Annotated in this window: 9 protein-coding genes; 1 reads left to right on the top strand and 8 read right to left on the bottom strand. The window is 59.3% G+C overall.

The genetic code is table 11. The features are described from left to right. Window positions 1–8 precede the first annotated feature (8 nt). The 8 genes from N7U68_RS06290 to N7U68_RS06255 all read right to left on the bottom strand — a co-directional run bounded on the left by N7U68_RS06290 (window position 9) and on the right by N7U68_RS06255 (window position 12,195). Window positions 9–1,265 carry a molybdopterin molybdotransferase MoeA gene (locus N7U68_RS06290; protein WP_263048591.1) on the bottom strand — a complete coding sequence of 419 codons (1,257 nt, stop codon included), beginning with the start codon at window positions 1,263–1,265 and terminating at the stop codon, window positions 9–11. Beyond that, the gene (locus tag N7U68_RS06285) at window positions 1,266–1,880 is read right to left on the bottom strand and encodes a carbonic anhydrase (RefSeq protein WP_263048590.1); all 615 of its coding nucleotides are present in this window, start codon (window positions 1,878–1,880) and stop codon (window positions 1,266–1,268) included. It lies immediately after the preceding gene. A gap of 57 nt (window positions 1,881–1,937) precedes the next feature. Continuing rightward, window positions 1,938–2,735: a peptidylprolyl isomerase gene (locus tag N7U68_RS06280; RefSeq protein ID WP_263048589.1), complete on the bottom strand. Its 798-nt coding sequence runs from the start codon at window positions 2,733–2,735 to the stop codon at window positions 1,938–1,940. A gap of 5 nt (window positions 2,736–2,740) precedes the next feature. Then, window positions 2,741–3,484, bottom strand: a complete 744-nt coding sequence (narI, locus tag N7U68_RS06275) for a respiratory nitrate reductase subunit gamma (RefSeq protein ID WP_263048588.1) — start codon at window positions 3,482–3,484, stop codon at window positions 2,741–2,743. A 12-nt stretch (window positions 3,485–3,496) separates the two neighbouring features. Beyond that, window positions 3,497–4,198, bottom strand: a complete 702-nt coding sequence (gene narJ, locus N7U68_RS06270; RefSeq protein WP_165197214.1) for a nitrate reductase molybdenum cofactor assembly chaperone — start codon at window positions 4,196–4,198, stop codon at window positions 3,497–3,499. 1 nt (window position 4,199) lies between these two features. Continuing rightward, window positions 4,200–5,723 (bottom strand): nitrate reductase subunit beta, encoded by a 1,524-nt coding sequence (narH, locus tag N7U68_RS06265; RefSeq protein WP_263048587.1) that lies wholly within the window; start codon window positions 5,721–5,723, stop codon window positions 4,200–4,202. After that, on the bottom strand, window positions 5,720–9,448 hold the full coding sequence (locus N7U68_RS06260) for a nitrate reductase subunit alpha (RefSeq protein WP_263048586.1): 3,729 nt from the start codon (window positions 9,446–9,448) through the stop codon (window positions 5,720–5,722). Before N7U68_RS06260 ends, narH begins: the two co-directional genes overlap by 4 nt. A 62-nt stretch (window positions 9,449–9,510) precedes the next feature. Continuing rightward, the gene (locus N7U68_RS06255) at window positions 9,511–12,195 is read right to left on the bottom strand and encodes a nitrate/nitrite transporter (RefSeq protein WP_263048585.1); all 2,685 of its coding nucleotides are present in this window, start codon (window positions 12,193–12,195) and stop codon (window positions 9,511–9,513) included. A 252-nt stretch (window positions 12,196–12,447) separates the two neighbouring features. Here N7U68_RS06255 and N7U68_RS06250 point away from each other — a divergent pair, with 252 nt between their 5' ends. Further along, window positions 12,448–13,146: a helix-turn-helix domain-containing protein gene (locus N7U68_RS06250; RefSeq protein ID WP_165197219.1), complete on the top strand. Its 699-nt coding sequence runs from the start codon at window positions 12,448–12,450 to the stop codon at window positions 13,144–13,146. The last annotated feature ends 117 nt before the right edge of the window (window positions 13,147–13,263 follow it).

Below are 13,263 nucleotides of genomic sequence, written 5' to 3'. Positions count from 1 at the left end.
CACTTGATCTATTGAAACGGAAGGAATTCCGCCATGTCGCCTTGGCTCAGGCCGTCGCATTCGGCAGGCAGCAGCACAAAACCATCGGCAGTCAGCGCCTGTGACAGGCGTGCGGAGTGGGTAGCGTTCGAGCAGGTGGCATATTCTATCCCGTCAGGACCATAGCCCGCGATTCGGGCCGGACGAAACTCGCATCGTCCGGGCGTGTGGCGCAAGGACTGCGTTATCCTGATGTGCCGGCAGACGGCCTGCTCTGATCGAGCACCTGACAGACGCGCTGTCATGGCACGTCCAAATACCTGCCACATGGTAAATGCCGCCAACGGGTTGCCGGGCAAAGCCAGCAGGGGCGTCCCGGATATGCTGGCGACGGTCGTTGGCTTGCCCGGTTTGACCGCGATGCCCGATACGTGAACCTGCGCTCCGAGATTTTTTAGCGCGCCAGACAGATGGTCGCGATCACCGACGGATGCGCCGCCGCTGGTGACGATCATGTCATTGCGCCGCGCGAGCTTGAACAGGGCGGCGCACAGCAAATCCGGGTCGTCCGGTAGGCGGATCAGGTCAACGACGTCGCATCCGGCTGCGGTGAGGGCGGCTTGAATCATCGGGCCGTTCACATCCCAGATCGCCGCTTCGGTCAGACGAGTGCCAGGTGCGGTTAACTCGTCGCCGGTCACTAGTATTGAGACTTTCGGCCGACAAAGAACCTGCACGCGCCCCACGCCGGCGCTGGCACAATTGCCGATGGACAGTGCGTCGAGACGATGCCGTGCTTCGATCAGTAGCCCGCCGGTGCGCTGGTCTTCGCCACGCCGACGTATGTGCGAGCCTTTGACCGGCTTTCGCGCCAGCACGATGTCCTTGGCCGCTGTTTCCGTGTTCTCCTGCATCACGACGGTGTCGGCGCCATGGGGCAGGGGGGCACCGGTGAAAATGCGCATCACGGTGCCGGGGCGCAGCGTGTCGGGAGCCTGCCCCGCAGCAGCGACGCCGCACAGGGGTAACGTGCCAAGCGACGCGTCGTCGAACCGCATCGCGTAACCATCCATGGCAGCGCAATCAAAGCGGGGTAGATCAGTCTGCACGTGAACAGGCGCAGAGAGGACGCGGCCCATGGCAAGATGCAGTGGCAGGATTTCGGTCCGGGTGACGGGGGGAACGCATGCCAATGCGTTTGTCAGTGCCACCGGCACCGACGCCAACCGGGGATGCGCAGCGTCGCAGCCGCATCCAGGGGCAGAAATTGGGTCAAACAAACTCATCTAGCGACCTCCTGATCCAAAAAATCCGCGTGAAATCGTGCAATCAAGGTCGTTCAATCGACCATCCTTTAGCCCGTAAACCAGCCCGTGGATGGCGACGTTTTCGCCGCGCGCCCATGCGCGTTGCAGGATCGGTGTTTCCGCGATGCGGGTCACGCCCTCGATCACGTTCAGTTCTGCCAGCCTGTCACGGCGGGTTTCGGCACCTGTCGTCTGTGTCAGATCGACCGCATAGGCGCGGGTCAACCGGCGAATTGGCTCCAGCCAGTGGTCCGCCAGCCCATGGGGCAAATCTTCGGTTGCTGCGCGAACGCCTCCACAGCCGTAATGGCCGCACAGGATGATTTCGCGGATATGCAGCACCTCAACCGCAAATTCGAGCGCGGACAGCAGGCTCATGTCCGTGCTGTGAATGACATTCGCCACGTTGCGATGAACGAACACCTCGCCGGGGTCCAGCCCGGCAATGACATTCGCGGGAACGCGGCTGTCCGAACAACCAATCCAGAAAAAGTCGGGCGTCTGCTGGTCAGACAAGCGCGAAAAATAACCCGATTCTTCGGCGCACCGCTGCTCTGACCAATCGCGATTGCGTTTGAGAAGATCATCCAGCATGGGGTTCGCCCTTTCTGGTATTCTTGACCGACGCTGTGTTGTGCACGCCCATCCCCGCTACTCCGGCTGCTTGGGTAATCCCGAGATATCGGCCTTTGCCATCAACGCTCCGACAAAGCTGCGCGAAGCATGGGCCCACGCGGCCTTTTCCATCGCGGCAGCAATCTGTGGTTTGACAGCGTCAAACGGCAGGGTGTCCCCGTATGCGACAGCGTCCATGCGGATGACGTGCCATCCATGTCGGGTGAGTACTGGACTGGCCGAAACCTCACGGTCGGCCATTTGGCGCAACGCGGATTCAAATTCTGGCACCGCATCGCCGGGGCTCATCTGGCCCAGTTGGCCGCCGTTTGCACGCGACCCGCAATCACTGTGCGCGCGTGCAAGCTCTGCGAAATCCTCGTTACCAGAGGTCGCGCGGATCGCCAGTTCCTCTGCGCGCGATCGGGTCTTGTCGCGCTCGACCTCGTCGCGTGGATCGCAGGCGATCAGAATATGCGACACCTCCCACAGCGGCGGGGCCCGGAACCGGCTGGGATCGTGCGCCCATTCGGCGTACACAGCGTCTTGGGTCGGCGTGTTCACGTTGATCTCGGTTTCGAGAAGGCCCCGGATCAGGGCCTCCTCCTCTGTTTCAAACCTCCCCGGCGACAGCTCGCGGCAATCGGCGGTCATGCCGCGTTTGCGCGCCTCTTGCAGCAGCAGCATGCGCACCGTCAGCGCATGTGCCGCCTTGCGCCACGCGATGCCAGGCTTGCCCTTGGGGCCTGTGTGGTTCTGGGCCTCGGCGGCAATATCCGCATGGGTAACGGTTTCGCCGTTTACAATGAGGTCGGGAAAACGAGCCTTGTTCATCGGGGTTACTCCGCCGGTGTGCTTTTGCGCGAGGGCAGGGGCTTCTGCCGCCGCGACCGGACCACCTGATACCCCGGTCGCAAGAGGTAGCGGAATGGTGCCGCCAGCCCCGAGATCATGTGGACCAGCCGGGTGAACGGAAAGAGCGTGACGATGATCAGGCCCAGCAGGATGTGGAACTTATAGAGCCAATGCACGTCGATCACGTCTGCCCATGCGTTGAGTTCCAGCGTGACCACGCTCTGGCTCCAGGTCATGAAGCGGACCATTTCCACCCCGTCCATATGCTCCAGCGTCAGGATAATTGTGCCCAACCCGACAAAGAGCTGGACCCAGATCAGCACCAGAATCAGGATATCGGCAAAACTGGACGTCACGCGGATGCGCGGATCAAAGAGCCTACGATGCAGCAACATGGACGCACCGATCAGTGCTGCGATCCCGGCAGTGCCGCCGACAATGACAGCCATCCATTGTTTCAGGCCATGCGGGACGCCCAATGCGTCGATCAACCAAATCGGTGTGAACAGGCCTATGAGATGGCCAAAGAACACCGTGAGGATCCCGACGTGAAAGAGGATGGAGCCCCAGATCAGCTGTTTGCGGCGCAACAGCTGGCTTGACGAGGATTTCCATGTGAAAGGATCGCGTTCATACCGTGCAATGCACCCCACGATGAGCACCGTCAGTGCGATATAGGGCATGATCCCAAAGATGAAGTAGTTGATATCGAAATTGGCAAATAGCATGTCTGATCCTCCCTATTCTGCCGCATGCGGCGCGGGGTTGATGGGCGTGTCCATACGCGAGAGCATGTCACGCACCTGCGGGCAGCCAGCGTTGGGATCGGGACCGAAGCTGACTTCGGTTTCCTCCCAGACTGCATCGAGCGCCTCAAGGTCGTTTGGATCGACCTCCTCGGCCTTCAGCATCTCGGCCACGGCAGTTTGGTCCGCCTTGGCACCGGACAACTGCAACAATGCATCGAAGACCGCCGCATAGCTGCTCTCGCGGCGTTCCAGCCGTTCGCGCAGAGCGGCAAAGATATGGGCCGCGTCGGCCAGTATCTCGCGCGCCTCATCTGCGGGAACCATTGACAAGAATTCCAGCAGCACCGGCAAATGGTCGGGCAATTCAGAGGTGGACGGATCAAACCCGTGTTCGCGATAGGTCTCGATCAGCGAAACCATCGCGCCACCCCTGTCGCGGCTTTCACCATGCACATGCTCAAAGAGGTTGAGTGATAGCGTACGCGACCGATCGAACAGCAGCACGAACTGCTCTTCCAGATCATAAATGTCGCGCCCGCTCAACTCCTCCATGAGCGGGCGCAACGCCCGACGCGCTGCTGCTGTCAATCGCCTCTCCGAACTCAGGACGCCTCCGATTTCGGGTATCGCGTGCTGCAGCTCGCGGGTCGGGTAACTCAGTATCAGGGATAGTGCTTTCAGGGTGCGGTCCATGTCACATCGCCTCCGTTGGCATTTTTAGGGGTTTTTTGGATCCGCCAAAGAGCGAACCGTTGGAGATGCCGGATGAGCACCCGTTGCCATCGGTAAAGCCGCAGCCGCCGCGCAAATCATAAGCCTCTTCGACCTGTTCACGGTGGGTGGTAGGGATCACGAAGCGGTCCTCGTAATCGGCCAGAGCCATGATCTTGTACATATCCTCGATCATTCGTCCGGTCAGGCCGACGCGCTCTGCAATGGCCTCGTCCTGCACACCCTCGATGGATTTGGCACGCATGTAGGAGCGCATCGCCAGCATCCGTTCCAGCGCCGTGACCACCGGGGCCTCGTCGCCCGCAGTCAGCATGTTGGCGAGGTATTTCACCGGAATACGCAGGTTTTTGACGTCCGGCATGTCGCCGTCCATGCCGATGGCACCCGCCTCGGCGGCGTTCTGAATCGGGCTGAGAGGTGGGATATACCACACCATCGGCAGCGTCCGGTACTCGGGGTGCAACGGAAAGGCGACCTTCCAATCCATCGCCATTTTCCAGATCGGGCTGTTTTGCGCGCCCTTGATCCAGTCCTGCGGCACGCCATCTGCCTGCGCCGCGGCGATCACTTCTGGGTCATGCGGGTCAAGAAACACACCCAGTTGCGCATCATAGAGATCAGTGGTGTTCTCTACCGATGCCGCCTCTTCGATCTTGTCCGCATCATAGAGCATCACCCCCAGATAGCGGATGCGACCGACGCAGGTTTCGGAGCAAACCGTCGGGTTGCCGCTCTCGATCCGGGGATAGCACAGCGTGCATTTCTCGGATTTGCCAGTGGACCAGTTGTAATAGACCTTCTTGTAGGGGCACCCCGAAACGCACATCCGCCAGCCGCGGCATTTTTCCTGATCAATCAGAACGATGCCGTCCTCTTCGCGCTTGTAGATCGCGCCCGACGGACAGGAGGATACGCAGGTGGGGTTGAGGCAATGCTCACACAGGCGCGGCAGGTACATCATAAAGGTGTTTTCGTACTCGCCGTAGATCTCTTTCTGGATACCATCAAAGTTGTAATCCTCCGATCGTTTGGAGAATTCACCACCCAAAATTTCCTCCCAGTTCGGGCCCTTTTCGATCTTCTCCATCCGCTCGCCGGTGATCTTGGACCGGGGGCGGGCCGTCGGGAACGCCTTCATTTCGGGCGCGGATTTCAGGTGGTCGTAGTCGAAATCGAACGGCTCATAATAATCGTCGATTTCGGGCAGGCTTGGGTTGGCAAAGATGTTTGCCAGAATACGCCACTTGCCGCCCTGTTTGGGTTGCAGCTTGCCCCGCGAGGTCCGTTCCCAGCCGCCGTTCCAGCGTTCCTGATTTTCCCAGTCGGTCGGATAGCCGAGGCCGGGCTTGGTTTCGACGTTGTTGAACCATGCGTATTCGACGCCATCCCGGCTGGTCCAGACGTTCTTGCAGGTGACAGAGCAGGTGTGGCACCCGATGCATTTGTCGAGGTTTAGCACCATGCCGATTTGTGCGCGCACTCTCATTGTGCTGCCTCCTTTTCGGTCGCTGGCTGGTCGAGCCAGTCCACTTTTTTCATTTTGCGCACGATGACGAACTCATCGCGGTTGCTGCCGACGGTGCCGTAGTAGTTGAAGCCATAGGACTGATGGGCGTAGCCGCCGATCATATGGGTGGGCTTCAGCGTGGTGCGGGTGACAGAGTTGTGGATGCCGCCGCGATTGCCGGTCTTTTCCGAACCGGGGGTGTTCACGATCTTTTCCTGCGCGTGATACATGAAGGTGCTGCCTTCCTTGATCCGCTGGCTGACCACAGCGCGCGCTGTCAGTGCGCCGTTGATGTTATAGACCTCGATCCAGTCATTATCGACGATACCCGCCGATTTCGCGTCGACCTCGCTGAGCCACACAACCGGGCCACCGCGGTTGAGCGTCAGCATCAGCAGGTTGTCGGTATAGGTCGAGTGGATGCCCCATTTTTGGTGCGGGGTGATAAAGTTCAGCACCAGCGTGTCACCATCATCCTGCACGGCTTCCGTGATGGTTTTGAGGTCGACAGGCGGGCGATAGGACATCAGCCCCTCGCCAAAGGCCCGCATCCACAGGTGATCCTGATAGAGTTGTTGCCGCCCGGTCAGCGTGCGCCACGGGATCAACTCATGCACGTTGGTGTAACCCGCGTTATAGCTGACCTTCTCGCTCTCGATGCCCGACCATGTGGGCGACGAGATGATCTTGCGCGGTTGTGCGGCGATGTCACGGAACCGGATCTTGTTGTGGTGTTCGCCATCGGCCAAGTGGGTGTGTTTGCGCCCGGTGGCCTTTTCCAGTGCCTGCCACGCCTTGACTGCTACCTCGCCATTGGTTTCGGGTGCCAGCATCAGGATCACTTCGCAGGCGTCAATCGCGGTGTCGATCTTTGGACGGCCTGCTGCCGAACCATCCAGCTGTACACCGTTCAGCGCGGCAAGGTTTTCAATCTCGTCGTCGGTGTTCCAGTTGATCCCCTTGCCACCATTGCCGAGCTTGCCCAGCAACGGACCGAGCGATGTGAAGCGATCATAGATGGTAGAGTAATCCCGCTCGACCGCGATGTAGTTTGGCGCGGTCTTGCCGGGGATCAGATCGCATTCGCCTTTCTTCCAGTCCTTGACCTGATCCTGCGCAATCTCGGCAGGGGTGTCGTGCAAAATGGGCAGCGCCACGATATCGGTTTCCACACCTAACGCTTCCGGCGCAATCTGCTGGAATTTCTTGGCGATGGATTTGAAGATCTCCCAGTCCGATTTACTCTCATACGCCGGGTCTACAGCCGCCTGAAGCGGGTGAATGAACGGGTGCATGTCGGACGTGTTCATATCGTCCTTTTCGTACCAGCTGGCCGTTGGCAAAACGATGTCGGAATAGACGCACGTGGTGGACATGCGGAAGTCGATCGTGACCAGCAGGTCCAGCTTGCCGCGCGGCGCTTCGTCATGCCATTTCGCCTCTTTCGGCATTTGACCGCCATCCTCGCCCAGATCCTTACCCATGACGCCGTGTTGCGTGCCCAGCAGGTGCTTGAGGAAATATTCATGCCCCTTGCCGCTTGATCCCAGCAGGTTCGAGCGCCAGACAAATAGGTTGCGCGGCCAGTTCGCCGGATCGTCAGGGTCCTCGCAGGACATTTCCAGTGCGCCGGATTTCAACTGCTCTGTCACGTAGGCAGGGATTTCCTTGCCTGCCGCCTTGGCGGCCTTGGCCACCTCCAGCGGATTGGTTTTCAGTTGCGGCGCTGAGGGCAGCCAGCCCATGCGCTCGGCGCGAATGTTATAGTCGATCAGGTTGATGTCCCAATCGCCCGCTGGCGCCGTGGGCGACAGGATTTCCTTGGCCTCCAGCGTCTCATACCGCCACTGATCGGTGTGCGCATACCACGCGCTGGTGGCGTTCATGTGGCGGGGGGGGCGGCTCCAGTCCAGACCGAATGCCAATGGTTGCCAGCCGGTTTGCGGACGCAGCTTTTCCTGACCCACGTAATGCGCCCATCCGCCGCCGGACTGACCGACGCAGCCGCACATCACCAGCATGTTGATGACACCGCGATAGTTCATGTCCATGTGGTACCAGTGGTTCATCGCGGCCCCGATGATCACCATCGACTTGCCTTGGGTTTTCTCCGCGTTGTCTGCGAATTCGCGTGCGACGTGGATGATCTTGTCTGCCTTCACGCCGGTGATCTTTTCCGCCCAGGCAGGCGTTCCGGGCATGTCGTCGGCATAGTCTGCCGTGACCCACTCGCCGCCCAGTCCCCGGTCGAGGCCGTAATTGGCGCAGAACAGATCAAAGACCGTGGCGACCTGAACATCGCCGTCGGCCGTCTTGACCGTTTTGATGGGGATGTTGCGTGTCAGTATGTCAGGGTGCTTGGCGTCCGTGGCGAAGTGCTTGGTTGCCACACCGCCGAAATAGGGAAAGTCGACCTGAGCCACATCATCATGGTCCACATCCAAGACGAATGTGGTCTTGAGACGCACATCTTTGCCTTTGGCGCGCTCCTCAAGGTTCCATTCACCATCCTCGCCCCAGCGATAGCCGACTGACCCGTTAGGGGCGACGAGCGCGCCCGATGTTTCGTCAAAGGCGACGGTCTTCCACTCGGGATTGTTATCCTCTCCCAGCTTGCCGTCCAGATCGTCGGCGCGCAGGAAACGTCCCGGCACAAGACGGCCGTCTTTCTCCTCCAGCTTCACCAGCATGGGGAAGTCGGAATATTTACGGGTATAATCGTCGAAATATTCGGACTGCCGGTCGAGATGGAATTCGCGCAGGATCACATGGCCAAAGGCCATGGCCAGTGCCGCATCGGTACCCTGCTTGGCATTAAGCCAGACATCACCGAATTTAGCCGCTTCGGAATAGTCGGGGCAGATGACGGCGGATTTGGTACCCTTGTAGCGGGCCTCGGTATAGAAATGCGCGTCGGGCGTCCGGGTCTGCGGCACGTTCGACCCCCACAGCAGCAGATAACCGGCGTTGTACCAATCGGCGCTTTCGGGCACGTCAGTCTGTTCGCCCCATGTCTGGGGGCTGGCGGGGGGCAGGTCGCAATACCAGTCGTAGAACGACATGCACACGCCACCCAGCAGCGACAGATAGCGTGATCCGGCGGCATAGCTGACCATCGACATCGCGGGAATGGGCGAGAAACCGAACACGCGGTCGGGCCCGTATGTCTTGACTGTATAGGCGTTGGCGGCGGCGGTGATTTCGGTGGCTTCGTCCCATGTGGCGCGTACGAACCCGCCCTTGCCGCGCGATTCCACGTAAGAGGCGCGCAGGATCGGGTCGTTCTGTAGCTTGGTCCATGCCTCGATTGGCTGCATGGTCTCGCGCATCTTTCGCCAGACCTTCATCAGCTTGCCACGCACCAGCGGGTTTTTCACCCGGTTGGCAGAATACAGATACCAGCTATAGCTGGCACCGCGGGCACAGCCGCGGGGTTCGTGATTGGGCAGGTCGGCCCGGGTGCGTGGATAGTCCGTCTGCTGGGTTTCCCATGTGACGATCCCGGATTTGACGTAGATTTTCCAGCTGCATGATCCGGTACAGTTCACTCCGTGGGTTGAGCGCACGATTTTGTCGTGCCGCCAGCGATTGCGATAGGTGTCTTCCCATGCGCGATCTTCGCGAGTCACCTGGCCGTGACCGTTCGAGAATTTTTCCAATTCCTTGGATTGGAGGAAGTTCAGTCTGTCGAGCAGATGGCTCATGTCATTCTCCTGTTTTTGGCGGGCAGCGCCCGGACATGCCGGGCGCACTGGCTTTCAATGGTTCAGCAGGGAACCGGGGCAGACTTGCGGCTGTAGAATACCCAGCAGATCACGGCGCAGATGGCGTAGAACCCGAGGAAGGCCCAAAGCGCGCCGTTTGGTGCCCCTGTCACGGCGATTGAGGTGCCGTAGCTCTTGGGGATGAAGAACGCGCCATAGGCTGCGATGGCCGACGTAAAGGCGATGATTGCAGCACTTTCGCGTTCCGACTGTGTGCGCGTTGCCGCCTCGTCGAGTTCCGGCATCAGGCGTGGTATTTCCTGACGCATGATTGAGGGGATCATCTGGAACGTGGATGCGTTGCCCACGCCGGTCAGGAAGAACAGCGCCATGAAGCAGGCGAAGAAGCCCCAGAAATTGCCCGCCGTGTTTGCCTCGGAGGGCAGGAATTGGAGCACGCCATAGACCGCGACGATCATGCCCGCGAAGGTCCAGAAGGTCACGCGCCCGCCGCCAAAACGGTCTGATATCCATCCCGTGCCCGCCCGGCTGAGCGCACCGACAAGCGGGCCGAGGAAGGCGTATTGCAGCACGTTCACTTCGGGGAACTGGGTTTTCATCAGTAGTGGGAAACCGGCGGCATAGCCGATAAAGCTGCCAAAGGTGCCGGTGTAGAGGATACACATGATCCAGTTGTGCTTGCGGCTGAAAATGATCGCCTGATCGGAAAACGATGACTTCGCCGAAGCAATGTCGTTCATGCCCAGATAGGCCGCGATAGTTGCCAGTACGATAAAGGGTACCCAGACGAACCCGGCGTTTTGCAGCCACAGTTGCCCCCCATCCGAGAGCGGCTGTGGATCGCCACCAAGTGCGCCAAAGACGCCCATCGTGATGACCACCGGCACAAGAAACTGCATGACCGACACGCCCAGATTGCCCAGCCCGGCATTCAGCGCCAGTGCATTGCCCTTTTCCGCCTTGGGGTAGAAAAAGCTGATATTGGCCATCGACGAGGCAAAGTTACCGCCGCCAAAGCCACAGAGCAGCGCCAGCACCAGAAAGATCAGGTAGGGTGTTTCAGGGTTCTGTACGGCATACCCTATCCCCATCGCAGGCAAGAGCAAGGACGCGGTAGAGAGCGTTGTCCAGAGCCGCCCGCCAAAGATCGGGACCATGAAGCTGTAGAAGATGCGCAGTGTCGCACCGGACAGGCCGGGCAGCGCCGCCAGCCAGAAAAGCTGACCCTGTTCAAAGTCGAAGCCGATGGCGGGCAACCGGGCCACCACGACTGACCAGACCATCCAGACCGAGAACGCCAGCAGCAGGGCAGGGATCGAGATCCAGAGGTTGCGCCGGGCGATCTTGCGGCCTTTGGCATCCCAGAATTCGGCGTTTTCCGGCTCCCATTCAGTCAGCACTGCAGCTGCGGGGGCTTCGGGGATCGGCATGCCTTCGAATTCGGGCAATTCCGGTAGTTGCGCGCGTGGCACTGTTGGGTTGGCGGCTTCCATGTTGCGCACGGCAAAGTGCATCCATGTCAACGCGATGCCGACCAGTATGAACAGGAACGCAAAACAGGTGGTGTAGATACCGGTGAGATCCAGAAGCGCACCGAAGATGATCGGCAGGACAAAGCCACCAAGCCCCCCGATCATCCCCACCAGACCGCCGACCGAGCCGACATTATCAGGATAGTAGGCCGGAATATGTTTATAGACTGCTGCCTTGCCCAGACTCATGAAGAAACCGAGCGCAAAGATCGCCAACACAAAGGCACCAAAGCCCATGCGTGTGGAAAAGGTGATATCGCCTGCAACCGCGTGGACCGTGTAGGTGGTCGGCGGATAGGACAGCATGAACAGCATGATCAGCGAAAAGCCGAACGTCCAGTACATCACTTTGCGCGCGCCGAACCGATCGCTCAGGTGGCCACCATACGCGCGAAAGATGCTGGCAGAGAGCGAGAAGGCGGCAGCAGCCATACCTGCGGTACGAATATCGACGCTGTAGACATCCACCAGATAGTGCGGCAACCACAGCGCGAGAGCGACGAAAGCCCCGAAAACAAAGAAATAGTAGAGCGAAAACCGCCAGACCTGCATGTTCTTTAGCGGGGCCAGTTGCTGGAAGATCGTCGCCGCTTTGGCGCCGGATTTGCGGCGCGCCTCGAACACCGGGTCATTCTTGGCAAACAGGAAAAAAACGATTGCGATTGCAGCCAAACCAAGCGCCCAAACATTGGCGACGGCTTCCCATCCATAGGCGACCATTACAAAGGGCGCGCCAAACTTGGTCACGGCGGCTCCGACGTTGCCAGCGCCGAAAATCCCTAGTGCTGTGCCCTGTTTTTCACGCGGATACCAGTGCGAGACATAAGCAACGCCAATCGCGAACGAGCCACCCGCCAGCCCGACACCGAGGGCGGCCAGCAGGAACATTGGATAGGTTTCGGCCATCGTCAGCAGCCATGTCGCCGTTGCAGCCAGCAACATCTGCAACGGGAACACGATGCGACCGCCAAATTGCTCGGTCCAGATACCGAGGATCAGACGGGTCAGGGACCCCGTCAGGATTGGCGTCGCCACCAATATCCCGAATTGGGTTTCACTCAGTCCCAGTTCGGTTTTGATCTGCACACCGATGATGGCAAAGATCGTCCAGACGGCAAAGTTCAACGTAAAGGCGAGCGTACTCAGGCCAAGGGCCCGGCTCTGATCGCTTGACGATTGGGCATGGGGGGACATTACAAATCCTTCCAGATGAGGGTGTGCGAACGCACCCTGTTGTTTGGGAGTGTGATGGCGCCCCCGCCGTGCCACTGGATTGATCGAAGTCAAATATCAGGGTTGACCGGGTCGAAATAATTATTGGTACAAATTTGGTCAGGCCTGGGCTGGGCTCGCATCAAGTCGATGGAAGGCAATCGTCAGGTTTTGAATTGACATTTATCAATGAATTGATCGATTTTGTTCGAAATCAAAATGTGAACGGGTCCCATGTTTGAAACGTATCATCCCGAAATACGCCAGCTTGCGATCTTTTCCACCGTGGCTGAGGGGCATTTCCACGATCTGATGCAAGCGGCCTATGTGCAGAACTTTCCGCAGCATGTGGAGTTGATTACCGAAGGTGATCCCAGCGATTTCTTGCACATCGTGCTTGCTGGTTCGGTAGAGCTGTTCTCTTCCTGGCACACACGGGAAACGTCGCTGGCAACGGTGCGCCCGGTATCAACCTTTATTCTGGCGGCTGCGGTCCGGGATGCGCCCTACCTGATGTCGGCACGAACGTTAGAGAAAAGCCGGATCGCCCTCATTCCGTCACAGGATGTCCGGCGGGTGTTCGGCGAGGACGTCGAATTTGCGCGCGCTGTTGTGAACGAACTGGCCGATTGTTATCGGGCGGTGGTCAAGAACACCAAAGATCTCAAGCTGCGCACGTCACTTGAACGGTTGGCAAACTACCTCTTGCGCGAACAGAACCGTCAGGCGGGTGCACCACAGTTTGCTCTCCCCTATGAAAAGCGACGACTGGCCTCGTTTCTGGGCATGACCCCGGAAAACCTCAGCCGGGCATTCAAGGGGCTCCGTCCCTACGGCGTTGTCGTCGACGGCAACCGCATCAGCATCACGGATCAGGCCGATCTCGTGGCGTTTGCCAAACCAAGCCCCTTGATTGATGACCGTGGGGGGTGATGCCGCTGGTCATCGGCAAAGGTCGGACGGGGACGATCGGCCCGTCGCGTGCCTACAGAACGAGCTGGATTTGTCTCGGGGACCGACCACTGACACGCATTGTGATTAATCCAAGGT

The sequence above is a fragment of the Roseovarius pelagicus genome, from assembly GCF_025639885.1.
In the GTDB taxonomy this organism is placed as follows: domain Bacteria; phylum Pseudomonadota; class Alphaproteobacteria; order Rhodobacterales; family Rhodobacteraceae; genus Roseovarius; species Roseovarius pelagicus.
This window is presented reverse-complemented; position numbering and strand designations above follow the sequence as displayed.

Coding starts and splice junctions, on each gene's coding strand:
- N7U68_RS06285 (WP_263048590.1), bottom strand. CDS start 1,880: ATGCTGGATGATCTTCTCAAACGCAATCGCGATTGGTCAGAGCAGCGG.
- narH (WP_263048587.1), bottom strand. CDS start 5,723: ATGAGAGTGCGCGCACAAATCGGCATGGTGCTAAACCTCGACAAATGC.
- N7U68_RS06290 (WP_263048591.1), bottom strand. CDS start 1,265: ATGAGTTTGTTTGACCCAATTTCTGCCCCTGGATGCGGCTGCGACGCT.
- N7U68_RS06250 (WP_165197219.1), top strand. CDS start 12,448: ATGTTTGAAACGTATCATCCCGAAATACGCCAGCTTGCGATCTTTTCC.
- narI (WP_263048588.1), bottom strand. CDS start 3,484: ATGCTATTTGCCAATTTCGATATCAACTACTTCATCTTTGGGATCATG.
- N7U68_RS06280 (WP_263048589.1), bottom strand. CDS start 2,735: ATGAACAAGGCTCGTTTTCCCGACCTCATTGTAAACGGCGAAACCGTT.
- narJ (WP_165197214.1), bottom strand. CDS start 4,198: ATGGACCGCACCCTGAAAGCACTATCCCTGATACTGAGTTACCCGACC.
- N7U68_RS06260 (WP_263048586.1), bottom strand. CDS start 9,448: ATGAGCCATCTGCTCGACAGACTGAACTTCCTCCAATCCAAGGAATTG.
- N7U68_RS06255 (WP_263048585.1), bottom strand. CDS start 12,195: ATGTCCCCCCATGCCCAATCGTCAAGCGATCAGAGCCGGGCCCTTGGC.